The following is a 12,892-nucleotide window of genomic DNA, read 5'->3' as shown; positions in this document are numbered from 1 at the left end:
GTATTTTGTTACTCTTATAAATGTGTAATCACAATGATTGTCTCTTGTACTCTTTCTATAAATATTCTACACCATCATTTTAAGCACCTTTAGGAAATGGCTTTATTCTACGTTTTATGTATCTAGAACTAACATCCATACTATAGCTTATTTTTGTTAGCTCTTTTTCTTTATCTCTGTATATTCCGAGGACATGCTTTTCTTCTGATTTTGTTCTGTATTATTCTCCGCTGATTTTTTCTGTCTATTTTTTCTTTTAGAATTTTTCTTCTTTTCTAATGTCTTTTTCTCTTTGTCATCTTGATCATCTTGTTCAGAATTCCTATTAAATAACTCTTTTTGTTCAGAGTATACCGATACGATTGAACCACCAGCTTGAATCCAACTACCACTATATTTTAATAGTAATGCTAATTCTTCGTATTCCTTCACTAATGGATTTGTTTCAGTTTCTTCGTCATATTGTTGGAGTACATCAAAAATGACCCCATCTGACAAATCACTAGGCACGTCTTGTTCGCTAGAAATTGATTCATCTTGTGTTTCAATCGGTTCGTAATCTGGTATTCTACCAAAAAGATATTCTATTTCATTCAATATTTCTTCATTAGAAGATTCAGTTGATAGGATGTTTTCATTATGATCTTCAATTTCATTTGTTAGTTCTACCGTACCATCTTCTGGCAATCTTCCAGTATATTCTTGTACTTCATCAAAAATAATTCCATCTGATAGTTCACTAGTCTCAGAGTAAGGCGCACTGCCATGATATTCTTGAAGTACGTCAAATATGACTCCATCTGATAAATCGCTAGGTTGTTCTACTTGACCGGTTTCTTCTAAATAATCTTTTAAATCCTCTATTTCTAGCTCTACCATACCAGCTAATACTTGTAATGTATTTCCAATCGCTTGTAAAAAGTTCCCCATAAAACCAGATACATCAAAATCCTCTGAACTTACTTCTTCAAGGGCTGCGATTAATCCTCCAAAAGCTTGTTGGGCATTCCCAGTCATATTTAACTTTATCGCTCGATCTGCATCTTTTTCTTCTTCTACTTTTTCTTCCTCTGCTTCTGCAGCTAATAAACTAAATAATACAGTAACATTACCTGAGGCCTGGATAATTTCACCTGCATCTTCTATTACACTAGGCTCGCCTAAAAAAGCTTCTATTATATTTCCAATCGCTTGAAAGGTATTTCCACCAAAATCTAGATGAAAACTTGTATCCTCCCATCTTTTTCGGTTTTCTCCTTTTAATCCTCTCATGGGTGTACTACTAATTGCTGAACTGATTGTTCCAATTGCATTCACCCATGCCCCAATAACTTCCATAACTTGGCTCATTATAAAACACCAATCCTTGATTAGTCATTTAGGATTAGTATATTCAACTATAACGTTTAAACGTTCCAAATAGGTTGTTGTAATTGAGCCCTATTATATTTATCCAACTTTCTTCTTAAACAATTCTATTTTTGATTTTTCTCCTACAATAAAAATTAAATCCCCACTTTGAAAAACTACATCTCCAATTTGCGATACCATCGGCTCACCGTCACGGATGATTAGGACAACAGTTATGCCATATTTCATCGAAAAACTCATTTCTCTTAGTGTTTTACCAATCAATTTTTCAGGAATGACCGTTTCAACGCCTGCAACGTTCTTTGTAATTTCAATGTATTCGATTATGCCACTCATCGCTTCCATTCGTGCCGCTTTATGTCCTGCTTCCTCTTCAGGATAAATAACTAAATCCGCTCCAATACTTTCTAAAATCCCACCAACTTCACGATTATTTGCTTTACAAATAATTCTTTTAACTTTTCTCTCTTTCAATCTTCTCGTAATTAAGATCGAGGCTAAAGAATCCGTTCCAATCGCAACAAATACTGCATCAAATTGACTTACATTTAAGTCCTCTAAAATAGACTCTTCACGCAAATCGCCAATTACCGCATATTCTGTGTACTCTTCTAATTGCTCTAATGTCGTCTTTTCTTTATCACAAACAACAACTTCATGGCCTAATCGATCAAACTCTTTTACAATTCCACGCCCAAAACGTCCAGCACCAATTACTAAATATTGCTTTGGCATATGTAATCTCCTCCTTACCCAACTGCTAAATCTTTTTCAACATATTTTAATTTTTGATTATCTACACGTAGTACGAAATAAATCAGCGTGAAGATCCCAATTCTACCAATAAACATTAGTAAAATTAATATTATTTTTGACACACTATGAATATTTGTTGTAATCCCTAATGATAATCCGGTATTTGTAATTGCCGATATGGCCTCTAGTAAAATTAAATCTAACTGAAACGGTTCAAAAATCGAAATTATGATCGTTGCAGCTGTGATTAATAGGATAAAGCTCATCGCAATAACAAATGCACGGTCAACAACCTCTTTCTTTACGCTTGTTCTAAAAATAATTGTATCGTCCTGTGACTTAATGACTGAAAACATTTTTGCAGCTAAGACCGATACTGTCGTTAAACGAATCCCGCCTGCTGCACTCGATGAAGCTCCACCAATATACATCAGCACTAAAAGGATTAAGATTGCAGGCAATGTTAGTTCTGCAATATCAAGAGGTGCATATCCACCATTTCGACTCGTTACTGATAAAAAAAATGAATTTGTTAGTTGATCAAAAAAATTTAAATGTTTAAACGCGTGGCCTCTTTCTAAAAGCCAAAATACAATTGTTCCAAGAATCATAAACGAAAAATGCAGGCGCATATTAATCCTTGTAAATAAGGATTTTTTCTTGTTGTATTTATAGATGTACTCCATAATAGTCGGATATCCTAATCCACCTATAAAAATTAACGCTGCTGTTACTATTAAGACTAAATTATTTTTTTGAAATGAAATTAAACTATTTCCAAATAAATCAAAACCTGTGTTTGTAAAACTTGCAATTGAATGGAAAGCAGTAACTAATAAAGTTTCAAATACAGTGTCATATTTCCCTCTAAATTGACTATAAAAAAAGAGTCCACCGATAAATTGAAAAAATAATGATGTATATAAAACTGATAAACTTAATCTTTTTATTGATTTAATACTACTTTGATTTTGATCCTTCGATACGACTAGTAAATTTGAAATCGTAATCCGAATACCGAGGATCATAAAACCATAACTAATAAATACAACAATTCCGATTGCACCAATTTCCATTTGGATCATTAATAGTATTTTTCCCCACACATTAAAGGTCTCAACTAAGTTTACTGTTGTTAACCCAGTCACACTGATCGCACTCGTTGAAACGAATAAACTATCTATATAACTTATATTCGAAATTCTCGTAAATGGGAGATAGTATAAGAATGAAAATAAAAATGTAATGATGATATAAGAAATAAATATGTAATGGAGAGGATTTTTGGCTTTTTTCTTCTTCTTTTTCATATGTAGCTTTTTTCTCCTTTAATCGGCTGGATAAAAAGTTATGGAATATTTTTCTAATAACTATTATCTATTCTACCTATTTTTAGTTAAAAAACAAAAAAACTTTCAAACCGTATGAAAGATTTGAAAGCCTTTTTAAGTAATTAGTAATTTAATTGGTTGATCTAAGCTGATGAAGAATTATCCGTTTTGACTTGAATTGATGTAACTTCTTTTTGTTGTTGATATAAGTACAAGAATACACTTACGATTACGATCGTACCTCCAATTAGCTGAAATGATGATAACATTTCGTGAAGAAGGAAAACGGCTAAAATAGATGCACCAACCGGTTCCCCAAGTATACTCATTGATATTGTCGTAGCATTTACGTAATTTAATAAATAGTTATTTATAATATGTGCTAATGAAGGAATAATGGCAGATGCAATAAATATGATCCAATCTTTTGATTGGTAATCAAAGAAATTATCCATCGTTACGATATTATAGATTGTTAAAAATGCAGCTGAAAATGCGAATACCCAGAAACTATACACCCAATGAGATGTATTTTTTACAGTTGTTTGTCCAACCATTAAATAGAGTACTGCAGCAATTACACTTAAAAATGAAAGAATATCACCTTTAAACGCTGACATACTTAATCCGATATCACCGAATCCTATTAGACATACACCAATGATCGCGATAATCATACATATTTTAGATTGCATAGACGTTCGCTCTTTAAATACAAAGAATCCAAGAATCATTGCAACTAATGGCTGAAGAGCTAATATGATCGTTGAGCTCGCCACTGAAGTGAAAACTAATGAACTATACCATAAAATAAAATGGACAGCTAACATTAATCCACCTAAAGCAAAAGATTTATAATGCGATTTTTTTAAAGCTTTTAACTCATTTTTTCGCTTCAATACAAATGGTAACATCCATATACATGTAAACCAGAGGCGATACATGCTTAAAACAGATGGGGAAGCTTTCGTCCATTTAGCTAATATAGCTGAAGTTGAAATTGCAATAATGGACAAAATTAATAAAGACATCATTGCATTAGGTTGTTTTTTACTCATGTTTCACCTCTTTTAGACTTATTTTTGTAAGCGTTTAATACATTTTACTTTTCTAAATTTTTTGTATGAAGTAACATCTAATTATATCATCCTAGGGAAAAGAAGAGGAGACATTTTATGATTCAAACAAATGGTACTAGAGAAGAACATACACTATATAGTGAACACATTAAAAAAGAAATTACATTTACAATATACTATTCAAGCATGTACACTCCGTTAATAAAACATCACTTATTAATTGCTCAAGATGGACAAGACTATTTTAATTTAGGAAAAGTTCATCGAGTAATTGAAAAATTAACAAAAGAAGGTTCAATTCAACCTACAATCATTGTAGGAATTCCATATTCTTCACCAGAGGAGCGCTTTAAGCTATATCACCCTTCTCAAGTGGGACAAAAAAATTATATTCGTTTTTTAGCTGAAGAATTACTTCCATATTTAGATGATCATTTACCTTTACTAGGATTAGCCCATAGCAGAACATTAATCGGTGATTCATTAGGTGGTACTGTTTCATTACAAGCTGCATTTACATATCCTAATACTTTTGGACAAGTCATTATGCAATCCCCAATTGTGAACGACGATGTGATAGAATTTTTAGAGAATACAAAATTAAATTCAATTCTTTCTATTGTTCAAACTGTTGGAAAACAAGAAGAAAATGTTTTTACACCAAGTAAGCAATGGGTTAATTTTGTCAAAGGTGGACTACAATTAAAAGATATTTTAGCTAACTTCCCTGTAGAATTACATTATGCAGAATATGAAGGGGACCATACTTGGACAAACTGGGAAAAGCAACTTGAAGAGGTATTAAAAATTAGTTTAGCAAAATAATTCGTGAAACTTAGCGATTTTCAAAAAATTTGGTATAATTAAAATTAGTTATTTTTCTTTCGTTAATTTTTTCAAATTAAAATATACAGTATTGTAAACAGGAGGTAATTTTTATGAAATGTGGCGTTGTTATTTTCCCATCTAATTTAGTTCAAGATAAGGCTAATGAGTATAGAAAACGTTTTGATCCAGCTTATACGTTAATCTCTCCTCATGTAACAGTAAGAAGTGGATTCGAATTAAGTGAAGATCAACTTCCAAATATTATTTCACAATTAAATGAAATTGCGAGTCAAATTGAACCATTTGAATTGGAAATTAATAAGGTAAGTTCTTTTGCACCAGTAAATAATGTCATTTATTTAAAAGTTACACCTGTTGAAGCATTAAAAGAGCTTCATGAAAAAATGCACACTGGCACTTTCCCAGAAATAAAAGATTATGCATTCGTACCGCATATTACAATTGGTCAGCAATTACAAGATGCTGAATTTGCTGATATTCTAGGCCAGTTACGCATGATTCAATTTAGTTACAATGAAGTAGTAGATAACTTTAAATTAGTTTACCAATTAGAAAACGGTGCTTGGGAAGTGTATGAAACATTTAAATTAGGAACAAAAAAATGAGCATTCGCACAATAGTAGCAGCTACAGACGCAAGTATACAAGACGCTCTAAAAGTACGAGTAGAAGTTTTTGTAGAGGAACAACAAATTTCAAGAGAATTAGAGTTTGATGGCCTTGACGAAGAATGTATACATTTTGTTTCATACGATGGAGACCAACCGATTGCTGCAGGTCGACTTAGATTAATCGAATCGACTGGAAAAGTTCAGCGAATCTGTGTGTTAAGTAGCTATCGAGGAAAAAAAATTGGAAATGAAATTATGTACTTAATTCATAAAACTGCAAAGGAAAAAGGTTTAGATCAATTAATCTTACACGCACAAGAATCTGCCATTCCTTTTTATGAAAAATTAGGTTATAAAATCTCTTCCGAAATATTTTTTGAAGCTGGCATTCCACATGCAGAAATGAAACTAAAATTAAATTAAACACACTTAAAACTATGATTCAATTGAATCATAGTTTTTTCATGGTGATTTAAAAGACTATACACAGGGCTATGTAACAAACAACGGTCCTACTAATGTATTTAGTTCGATCCATATGAAAAGATACTTTTTTCCCATTAAAATTCACTTTTCGTACACAAATCTTTTTGGTAACATAGATGAGTCTGCTTTAATTTTAAGGGGGAAAATAATGAAAATTGCAAACTATCAAAATCAATCAATCTATTTACCAGAATTCCCTCGATCAAGATATGAGGAAATATATCAAGCCAGTATTCGCGGGGAAGTTAAATGTGTTAATTGCCATCAAAACTTAAGTTTCACTTTAACTATTTATGATATTCCTCATTTTTATCATATAAACAAAGAGCAAAATCTAGCATGTATGAATCATACCGTAGAGTTGGAGCAAGAAATTGTTGCTAGATTTGAAAATAATCATTCTACTACCGAAAATACTAACGATCGCATTATTAAACTACCTACTAAGCGTTCGATCTCAAATACAGCTACAATCGAAAAAACAGATGAAAATCAATTTATTAACAGACTACCTTTTTACAATATCCCACCATATAAAAAAAATGAACAAAAGACGGATGAATTTGTGATCAATCAAATTTCATTAGATTCACAACAATGGAACGCTGTTACACATATCGGTTCACCATTACTTGTACTTGCTGGAGCCGGCAGTGGTAAAACACGAGTCATTACAACTCGAGCAATGCACTTAATGAATAGCGGTATACTTCCTCATGAAATGATGCTCGTAACATTCACGTCGAAAGCATCTGCAGAAATGAAAGAACGAATGAAAGGTCTAGGTTACCCTATCCAACAGATGGAAATTGGTACCTTTCATAGTATTTTCTATAAAATGCTTTTACGATTTGATCGTGCAAAATGGGATTCAAGCCGTTTAATTAAATCGGATTTTCAAAAGGAGATCATGTTAAAGCAAATTGGTCGACGACTTGAAATTGATGAAAAGTCATTTGCATACGACCAAGCTATTCAACAAATCGGCCTTTGGAAGAACTCTTGTGTTTATCCACATGAGATTAGGTCAAAAGATGCTTGGGAAGAACAGGTCGCCTCTCTTTATGAAGGCTATGAATCATTGAAAAAGCAAAATGGGCAATTTGATTTTGACGATATGTTACTCGGCTGCTTTGAAATGTTAAATGAAAATAATGAATTACTTTTACATTATCAAAATCGATTTAAATGTTTATTAGTGGATGAGTTTCAAGATATTAATAAAATACAATTTAATATTCTAAAAATCCTCTTTCAACATACAGAAAATATTACAGCTGTTGGTGATGATGACCAGTCAATTTACGCATTTAGAGGAAGTGATCCCAGGTTTATCTTAGATTTTAAAGAGCATTTCCAAGGATCTACAATTTATCATTTAAGTGAAAACTATCGTTCCACCCACGGGATTGTATCATTGGCAAACGAAGTCATTAAGCCTAATAAAAACCGTTTTGTAAAATCAATGCATGCTCAATATGACTACGATCAAGTACCTTCTTTCTTCTTTCCATACGATGAAGAAGAAGAAGCAACGATGATTATTAATGATATGAAAGAAAAAATAAATAACGGAGCAAATCCAGGACAATTTGCAATTTTATATCGCACTAATACTGCATCAAGGGCTGTTTTTGAGCGATTAATTGGAACAAGCTTACCTTTTACAATCGATCAAGATGGTGACTCATTTTATGATCGACCGATTATTCGAAAAATGATTTCTTTCTTACTATTAATAGGAGATGAGGACCACCAAGCAGCATTAAAAGAAATATTACCTGTCTTTTTCCTAAAACAACAAGCATTTCAAGATGCAAAAATGAATAGTGTTTTGCAAAATCTATCTTTCTTAGAAGCATTCACCACTATTAAAAGTGCAGCACCATTTCAAATTAAAAAAATCGAAAACCTGATTAAGATATTACGTTATTTAAAACACACATCTCCTTTAGAAGCAATTGAGCGAATTGAAGAAAGTCCAGCATTTATGGACTATATTAAAAAGCGTGGAAATGAGTCTAATAAAATCGAACGACCTTCTGATGATTTGAGAGATTTAAAGGTCGTAAGCAAAAATTTCAAATCAATTCGAGAGTTTGTTGAACACGCATTTCATATTTCCGCTAAATTTAAAGAATATAAGCAGAAAAAAAATCAGTCATCACAAGGTAATATTTCGCTTTTAACAGCCCACCGTTCAAAGGGATTAGAGTATGATTATGTCTATATTCTAGGTGTTGTAGACGGAGGATTCCCTCATGATTATGCTTTAGAATCTTTGAAAAATGGTAACTTAGATCAACTAGAAGAAGAACGTCGCCTTCTATATGTGGCATGTACAAGAGCTAGAAAACTATTATACTTATCGATTCTTCAAAAAAGAAGAGGGAAAAGAGCTAATTCATCAAGATTAATTCGACGTTTTATTAATAAGAAATGAGATTGATCAACTATTAAAAATTAAATTTTGTACAAAAAATTAAGGTGAGCAAAAATATGCTCACCTTTTTTTATTTTTATGGATTAACGTCGTCTAGTTGTTCTACCGCTGCAGCCACAACCTGATTGTTTCACATAGCCGGCCGGTGCGCCTTGGTAATATGGGTTATAGTTCGCTTGATTCATTTGTTGTTGAATTTGTTGTTGTTGTTGTTGCATTTGATACTGCTGTTGTTGTTGCATTTGTTGCCATTGAAATGGAGTGTATTGACCTTGACCTTGATTATACATATCTTCCCTCCTATATAAGTCTATTCATTTTAGTATATGAAAGGAATTTTTAATCGTTCTACCTAAAATTACGAATTCAGCCTATTAACAATCGTTTCTATTACGCCAGCTGCTCCTGCAATCGCTAATAAAATGATGATAAACTCTCCCACATGTGGAAAGAACACATATATTAATAGTAAAAACGCTGTACACCAAATCCCACTACACCAAGTACAACTTAATAACTCACCAATAAAGTATTGGATTCCACTTCCTTTACTCTTTGTATAAGTAACTGGCATCCCATTCTCTTCAAGCGTTATTTCATCAATAAAAGGTCTTCTTAGAAAAGCTGTTATTTTATCGTGAACAACTAAACGAGTCAATCGAAAGCTTGCCAAAATTAAGATGAATAGCAACAACCAACTTATATCCATGTTAAGTACGCAGGACAAGGGATATGGATGCAAGGGGTAAATCTCACTTCCTTACCCTTCATTTATGCTCCTCTAATCCCTTCCAGCCCTACTCCTCCCCTATTCATTTATAATCTCCCTGTTTCCCCTATTACAGATCTCAGCTCTTCTAAGACCTATAACTTTCCATGTACTACTTGCTTCTAAGCCCATTTATCCAAAAAAGCAATAATCTTCAGTAACCGTTTTTCGCCTGCTTAATATCATAGTAATGTAATATCCATCTAAAGTGATAAGGAGTGAAAATGATGAGTTGCAAAGACAACCACGACAAAAAAAGAAACCACTGTGTATGTGACGTTGTAAAATTCATAAATGATCTACAAGATTGCGCAACACACACTTGCCCAACAGGTTGTGACGTTCCATTTTTAGGTGCTAACCCTAATGTACCACTTGCAAATACTCGCCCTTTCCTATTGTATTTAGCAAACGGTGAATTGTTTAGAGTACCAGCATTTAATCATAATAATATGATGCAAATGATGGCACAAAATCGTGATGGCAATGACAATCAAAATAACAACAAAAACGGTCAAATGAACAATTGCCAAGATACAGTTGTTTTCCGTGTTGAAAGTGTAGATGAAGATTGCTGTGCAGTGTTAAGAGCATTAGTTCCAGTTAAAGCTGGTGACGGCAAAGACAACAACAAAAATAACAACCAAAACACTTTCTGTGAACTAGTAGACGGCGACATGTTTGTTGCTTCAAACACTTGTGTAACTGTTGACTTAGATTGCTTCTGTGCAATCCAATGCTTACGTGACGTACACGTTACAAATCTGTAAGTTTAATGTAAACTAAAAAACTATGGGTGGTAGATCATGTATCTACCACCTTTTTAACGCCTTAAATTCCTACCATTTGAATACTTACAATACTTTGAATATCCAATTGGACGTCATTAATTTTTGAGGAAACTTTAATTGAAACCTTGCCTTCGTTATAACCCATAATATAGCCAATATATAAATCTTTATCTGTTCGAATTCGGCACTCAACTTTTGGAATATAATGAGGCTTATTTATCATAAATAATACTTTTTCTTCATTCGTCATTGCTTTAAATGGTTTTTTCATCCAAGTATTGTCTGCTTCGACTTGTTCTTCTTGTTCTTGTTGTTCTTGTTGTTCTTCTTGTTCATCTAAATTCACAACATCTTCTAATTCTTCTATTTCTTCTAATTCCTCTATTTCTTCTAATTCCTCTATTTCTTCAACTTCCACGTATTTAGAAGCTACATATTCTTTATCCTTTTGTTTTTGATCCTGATTATTTACTTTGACCACATATGAGTGTTGTACGTTCAACTTGGCTTCTTGAAAATCTGGCTGCGCAATATATAATAATGGCTTTACACCCTCTTTAGACTCTTTTCTTGCCATTGTTGTTCCTCCCTCGTAAGTGTGCTCTCATAAATTATATGAACGGACAATATTTATCATGTTACTTTTTTCTCAAACAAGTAACCTATAAAATCGAACGAAATAAGAAATAATTGCCTATCAACACTTAACCAATTTTGTACATATTCATATAAATTGGACAAATATCCTAGTACAAACAATTGACAGGGCACATATAATTACATTGTAACCGCACAGAAAAAACAAGGAGCGATGAAAAAGTGAATAAAGAGTTATTCTCAGTATTCGTAGGTAAAGGAGTTAGAATTGGTCGAGGAGGTCATGAATCTAAAGAAGGTTTATTAATTGGTGCATTTGAAACACATATTGCTCTTTTTACAGAGGCTGAAGGTGTAATTTACTTCCCTTATACTCATATTAAAAGCGTAACTTCATTTGCAAAAGGTAAATTGTCTTATGATGAAATGTACAATACGATTGAATTATTACCAAACGAGAGTTTTGTAGACTTATTAAATTCTCAAGTTAGACAATGGGTAAAAATTAATCGCGGTGGCCACGACAAAGTTGAAGGCATTCTTCTTGATGCAAACCATGATTATGTAGAAATTTCTTTTAACGATGAACTAGTGTATATTGCTACTTATCATGTAAAAAGTGTAAGTTTTGGAGAAAAATTTGAAGTTTACGAAAGAAGTAATACGACAAGCCAAACATTAAGAAGAAGAAAATAATGTTTAGAAAGGTCGTTTTATGATATAAAACGACCCTTTTTTTATAAAACTTTGACCCTCGATGCCATTCTAATTATGTAAACCCATTATAAGTAATTTGAAACTATACTTAATTTTGAGTGGTAATCAATAAATCATTGGAAGTATGCTGCTATGAACTAACTGATCCAACTATAAAATTTTCAAACTTAATAATCTTTTTTCGTTCATATAAGACAGGCACTATCTACTTTGCCAACCTTTAAATGAAATGATTGATTTTATTTAGACAAACTATCATCCTATCGATATGCCCAAATTAATAAAATTGAAAATCCTTTTTCAGAAATGAACATGTCTGAATAATAATGATTTATCTTTTTAAGAAAGGAGAAAATCATGGCAAGTTTCAAAAATTTTCTCAACAAACAAGTTACAATTGAAATATCCGGTAACAGTAATGTTGATGGAATCTTAATTGAAGTTGGAAATGATTTATTAGTTGTTTTCAATGGTGAAAATTTCCTTTATATTCCACTACTTCATATTCATAATCTTAGTGAAAGTATACTCGAAGAATCCTTTGGTGTTGTTCCTTCCCTCCAAGAATTAGAACACGAAAAAGATGAGTTATCTTTACGTAAAGTATTAACTGCAGCCAAAGGAATCTTTGTTGAAATTAATCTTTCAAATAATCGTTCTTTTCATGGTTTTATTACAACCATCATGAATAATTATTTTGTATTCTATTCACCGATCTATAAAATCATGTATATATCTCTCCAGCATTTAAAGTGGTTAACCCCGTATCTCACAGAAAAAACCCCTTATATGTTAAGTCATAATTTATTACCTGTTAATCCTTCTAATATCCCTCTAGCGCGCACGTTAGACGTTCAATTAAATAAGTTGATTGGTGAATTAGTCGTAATGAACAGTGGAGAAAATTACGAATATATAGGTAAGTTGAGTTCAATTGACTCAAATTTCATAGAGTTGACTACATCTAGAGGAGAAAGCAAATTAGTAGGTCTTCGTCACTTAAAATCAATTTTTATTCCGTAAGAATTAATAAAATTAAAATGCCACATTTACAATAAAAAAGTGCCTATTTATGATTATCATAAGAAGGCAC

Annotated in this window: 14 protein-coding genes; 7 read left to right on the top strand and 7 right to left on the bottom strand. The window is 32.3% G+C overall.

What is annotated here, in order from left to right:
- Positions 1–156: 156 nt before the first annotated feature.
- The 4 genes from COJ46_RS17445 to COJ46_RS17430 all read right to left on the bottom strand — a co-directional run bounded on the left by COJ46_RS17445 (position 157) and on the right by COJ46_RS17430 (position 4,516).
- Entirely contained in the window at positions 157–1,350 is a 1,194-nt protein-coding gene (locus COJ46_RS17445) for a DUF6944 family repetitive protein (protein ID WP_098566131.1), read from the bottom strand.
- A gap of 99 nt (positions 1,351–1,449) precedes the next feature.
- Positions 1,450–2,106, bottom strand: a complete 657-nt coding sequence (locus COJ46_RS17440) for a potassium channel family protein (protein WP_097973628.1) — start codon at positions 2,104–2,106, stop codon at positions 1,450–1,452.
- Positions 2,107–2,120: 14 nt separating this feature from the next.
- A complete protein-coding gene (locus COJ46_RS17435) occupies positions 2,121–3,437 on the bottom strand; it encodes a potassium transporter TrkG (RefSeq protein ID WP_097973630.1) in 1,317 nt (438 codons plus the stop codon).
- A 164-nt stretch (positions 3,438–3,601) separates the two neighbouring features.
- Positions 3,602–4,516: a DMT family transporter gene (locus COJ46_RS17430; RefSeq protein ID WP_097973632.1), complete on the bottom strand. Its 915-nt coding sequence runs from the start codon at positions 4,514–4,516 to the stop codon at positions 3,602–3,604.
- 117 nt (positions 4,517–4,633) lie between these two features.
- Here COJ46_RS17430 and COJ46_RS17425 point away from each other — a divergent pair, with 117 nt between their 5' ends.
- The 4 genes from COJ46_RS17425 to COJ46_RS17410 all read left to right on the top strand — a co-directional run bounded on the left by COJ46_RS17425 (position 4,634) and on the right by COJ46_RS17410 (position 8,925).
- A complete protein-coding gene (locus tag COJ46_RS17425; protein ID WP_097973633.1) occupies positions 4,634–5,362 on the top strand; it encodes an alpha/beta hydrolase in 729 nt (242 codons plus the stop codon).
- A 113-nt stretch (positions 5,363–5,475) separates the two neighbouring features.
- Positions 5,476–5,991 (top strand): YjcG family protein, encoded by a 516-nt coding sequence (locus COJ46_RS17420; RefSeq protein WP_097973635.1) that lies wholly within the window; start codon positions 5,476–5,478, stop codon positions 5,989–5,991.
- Positions 5,988–6,419, top strand: coding sequence for a GNAT family N-acetyltransferase (locus COJ46_RS17415; RefSeq protein WP_097973637.1), 432 nt, complete (start codon positions 5,988–5,990; stop codon positions 6,417–6,419). The genes COJ46_RS17420 and COJ46_RS17415 overlap by 4 nt, the downstream gene beginning before the upstream one ends.
- A gap of 211 nt (positions 6,420–6,630) precedes the next feature.
- Positions 6,631–8,925 (top strand): ATP-dependent helicase, encoded by a 2,295-nt coding sequence (locus COJ46_RS17410; protein WP_176522442.1) that lies wholly within the window; start codon positions 6,631–6,633, stop codon positions 8,923–8,925.
- An 83-nt stretch (positions 8,926–9,008) separates the two neighbouring features.
- On the opposite strand, the gene COJ46_RS24190 is transcribed toward COJ46_RS17410, so the two are convergent.
- Positions 9,009–9,215: a cytochrome C oxidase subunit III gene (locus tag COJ46_RS24190; RefSeq protein ID WP_141437751.1), complete on the bottom strand. Its 207-nt coding sequence runs from the start codon at positions 9,213–9,215 to the stop codon at positions 9,009–9,011.
- A 68-nt stretch (positions 9,216–9,283) separates the two neighbouring features.
- Positions 9,284–9,634 (bottom strand): DUF1360 domain-containing protein, encoded by a 351-nt coding sequence (locus COJ46_RS17400; protein WP_097973931.1) that lies wholly within the window; start codon positions 9,632–9,634, stop codon positions 9,284–9,286.
- A 287-nt stretch (positions 9,635–9,921) separates the two neighbouring features.
- Here COJ46_RS17400 and COJ46_RS17395 point away from each other — a divergent pair, with 287 nt between their 5' ends.
- On the top strand, positions 9,922–10,464 hold the full coding sequence (locus COJ46_RS17395; RefSeq protein WP_097973640.1) for a CotY/CotZ family spore coat protein: 543 nt from the start codon (positions 9,922–9,924) through the stop codon (positions 10,462–10,464).
- 61 nt (positions 10,465–10,525) lie between these two features.
- On the opposite strand, the gene COJ46_RS17390 is transcribed toward COJ46_RS17395, so the two are convergent.
- Positions 10,526–11,062 carry a CotO family spore coat protein gene (locus COJ46_RS17390; RefSeq protein ID WP_097973642.1) on the bottom strand — a complete coding sequence of 179 codons (537 nt, stop codon included), beginning with the start codon at positions 11,060–11,062 and terminating at the stop codon, positions 10,526–10,528.
- 242 nt (positions 11,063–11,304) lie between these two features.
- Between COJ46_RS17390 and COJ46_RS17385 the strand changes: the two genes are divergently transcribed.
- Together COJ46_RS17385 and COJ46_RS17380 are read left to right on the top strand one after the other, a co-directional pair.
- Complete coding sequence (locus tag COJ46_RS17385; protein WP_097973643.1) at positions 11,305–11,778, top strand: spore coat protein; 474 nt, start codon at positions 11,305–11,307, stop codon at positions 11,776–11,778.
- Positions 11,779–12,156: 378 nt separating this feature from the next.
- Entirely contained in the window at positions 12,157–12,822 is a 666-nt protein-coding gene (locus COJ46_RS17380) for a DUF2642 domain-containing protein (protein ID WP_097973645.1), read from the top strand.
- The last annotated feature ends 70 nt before the right edge of the window (positions 12,823–12,892 follow it).

The sequence above is a fragment of the Bacillus sp. AFS077874 genome (assembly GCF_002566505.1).
Taxonomy (GTDB): domain Bacteria; phylum Bacillota; class Bacilli; order Bacillales; family Bacillaceae_G; genus Gottfriedia.
This window is presented reverse-complemented; position numbering and strand designations above follow the sequence as displayed.

Excerpts from the sequence above, each read along its gene's own strand:
- COJ46_RS17420 (WP_097973635.1), top strand. The coding sequence starts at position 5,476 with ATGAAATGTGGCGTTGTTATTTTCCCATCTAATTTAGTTCAAGATAAG.
- COJ46_RS17410 (WP_176522442.1), top strand. The coding sequence starts at position 6,631 with ATGAAAATTGCAAACTATCAAAATCAATCAATCTATTTACCAGAATTC.
- COJ46_RS17395 (WP_097973640.1), top strand. The coding sequence starts at position 9,922 with ATGAGTTGCAAAGACAACCACGACAAAAAAAGAAACCACTGTGTATGT.
- COJ46_RS17430 (WP_097973632.1), bottom strand. The coding sequence starts at position 4,516 with ATGAGTAAAAAACAACCTAATGCAATGATGTCTTTATTAATTTTGTCC.
- COJ46_RS17390 (WP_097973642.1), bottom strand. The coding sequence starts at position 11,062 with ATGGCAAGAAAAGAGTCTAAAGAGGGTGTAAAGCCATTATTATATATT.
- COJ46_RS17400 (WP_097973931.1), bottom strand. The coding sequence starts at position 9,634 with ATGGATATAAGTTGGTTGTTGCTATTCATCTTAATTTTGGCAAGCTTT.
- COJ46_RS17445 (WP_098566131.1), bottom strand. The coding sequence starts at position 1,350 with ATGAGCCAAGTTATGGAAGTTATTGGGGCATGGGTGAATGCAATTGGA.
- COJ46_RS17425 (WP_097973633.1), top strand. The coding sequence starts at position 4,634 with ATGATTCAAACAAATGGTACTAGAGAAGAACATACACTATATAGTGAA.
- COJ46_RS17440 (WP_097973628.1), bottom strand. The coding sequence starts at position 2,106 with ATGCCAAAGCAATATTTAGTAATTGGTGCTGGACGTTTTGGGCGTGGA.
- COJ46_RS17380 (WP_097973645.1), top strand. The coding sequence starts at position 12,157 with ATGGCAAGTTTCAAAAATTTTCTCAACAAACAAGTTACAATTGAAATA.
- COJ46_RS17435 (WP_097973630.1), bottom strand. The coding sequence starts at position 3,437 with ATGAAAAAGAAGAAGAAAAAAGCCAAAAATCCTCTCCATTACATATTT.
- COJ46_RS17415 (WP_097973637.1), top strand. The coding sequence starts at position 5,988 with ATGAGCATTCGCACAATAGTAGCAGCTACAGACGCAAGTATACAAGAC.
- COJ46_RS24190 (WP_141437751.1), bottom strand. The coding sequence starts at position 9,215 with ATGTATAATCAAGGTCAAGGTCAATACACTCCATTTCAATGGCAACAA.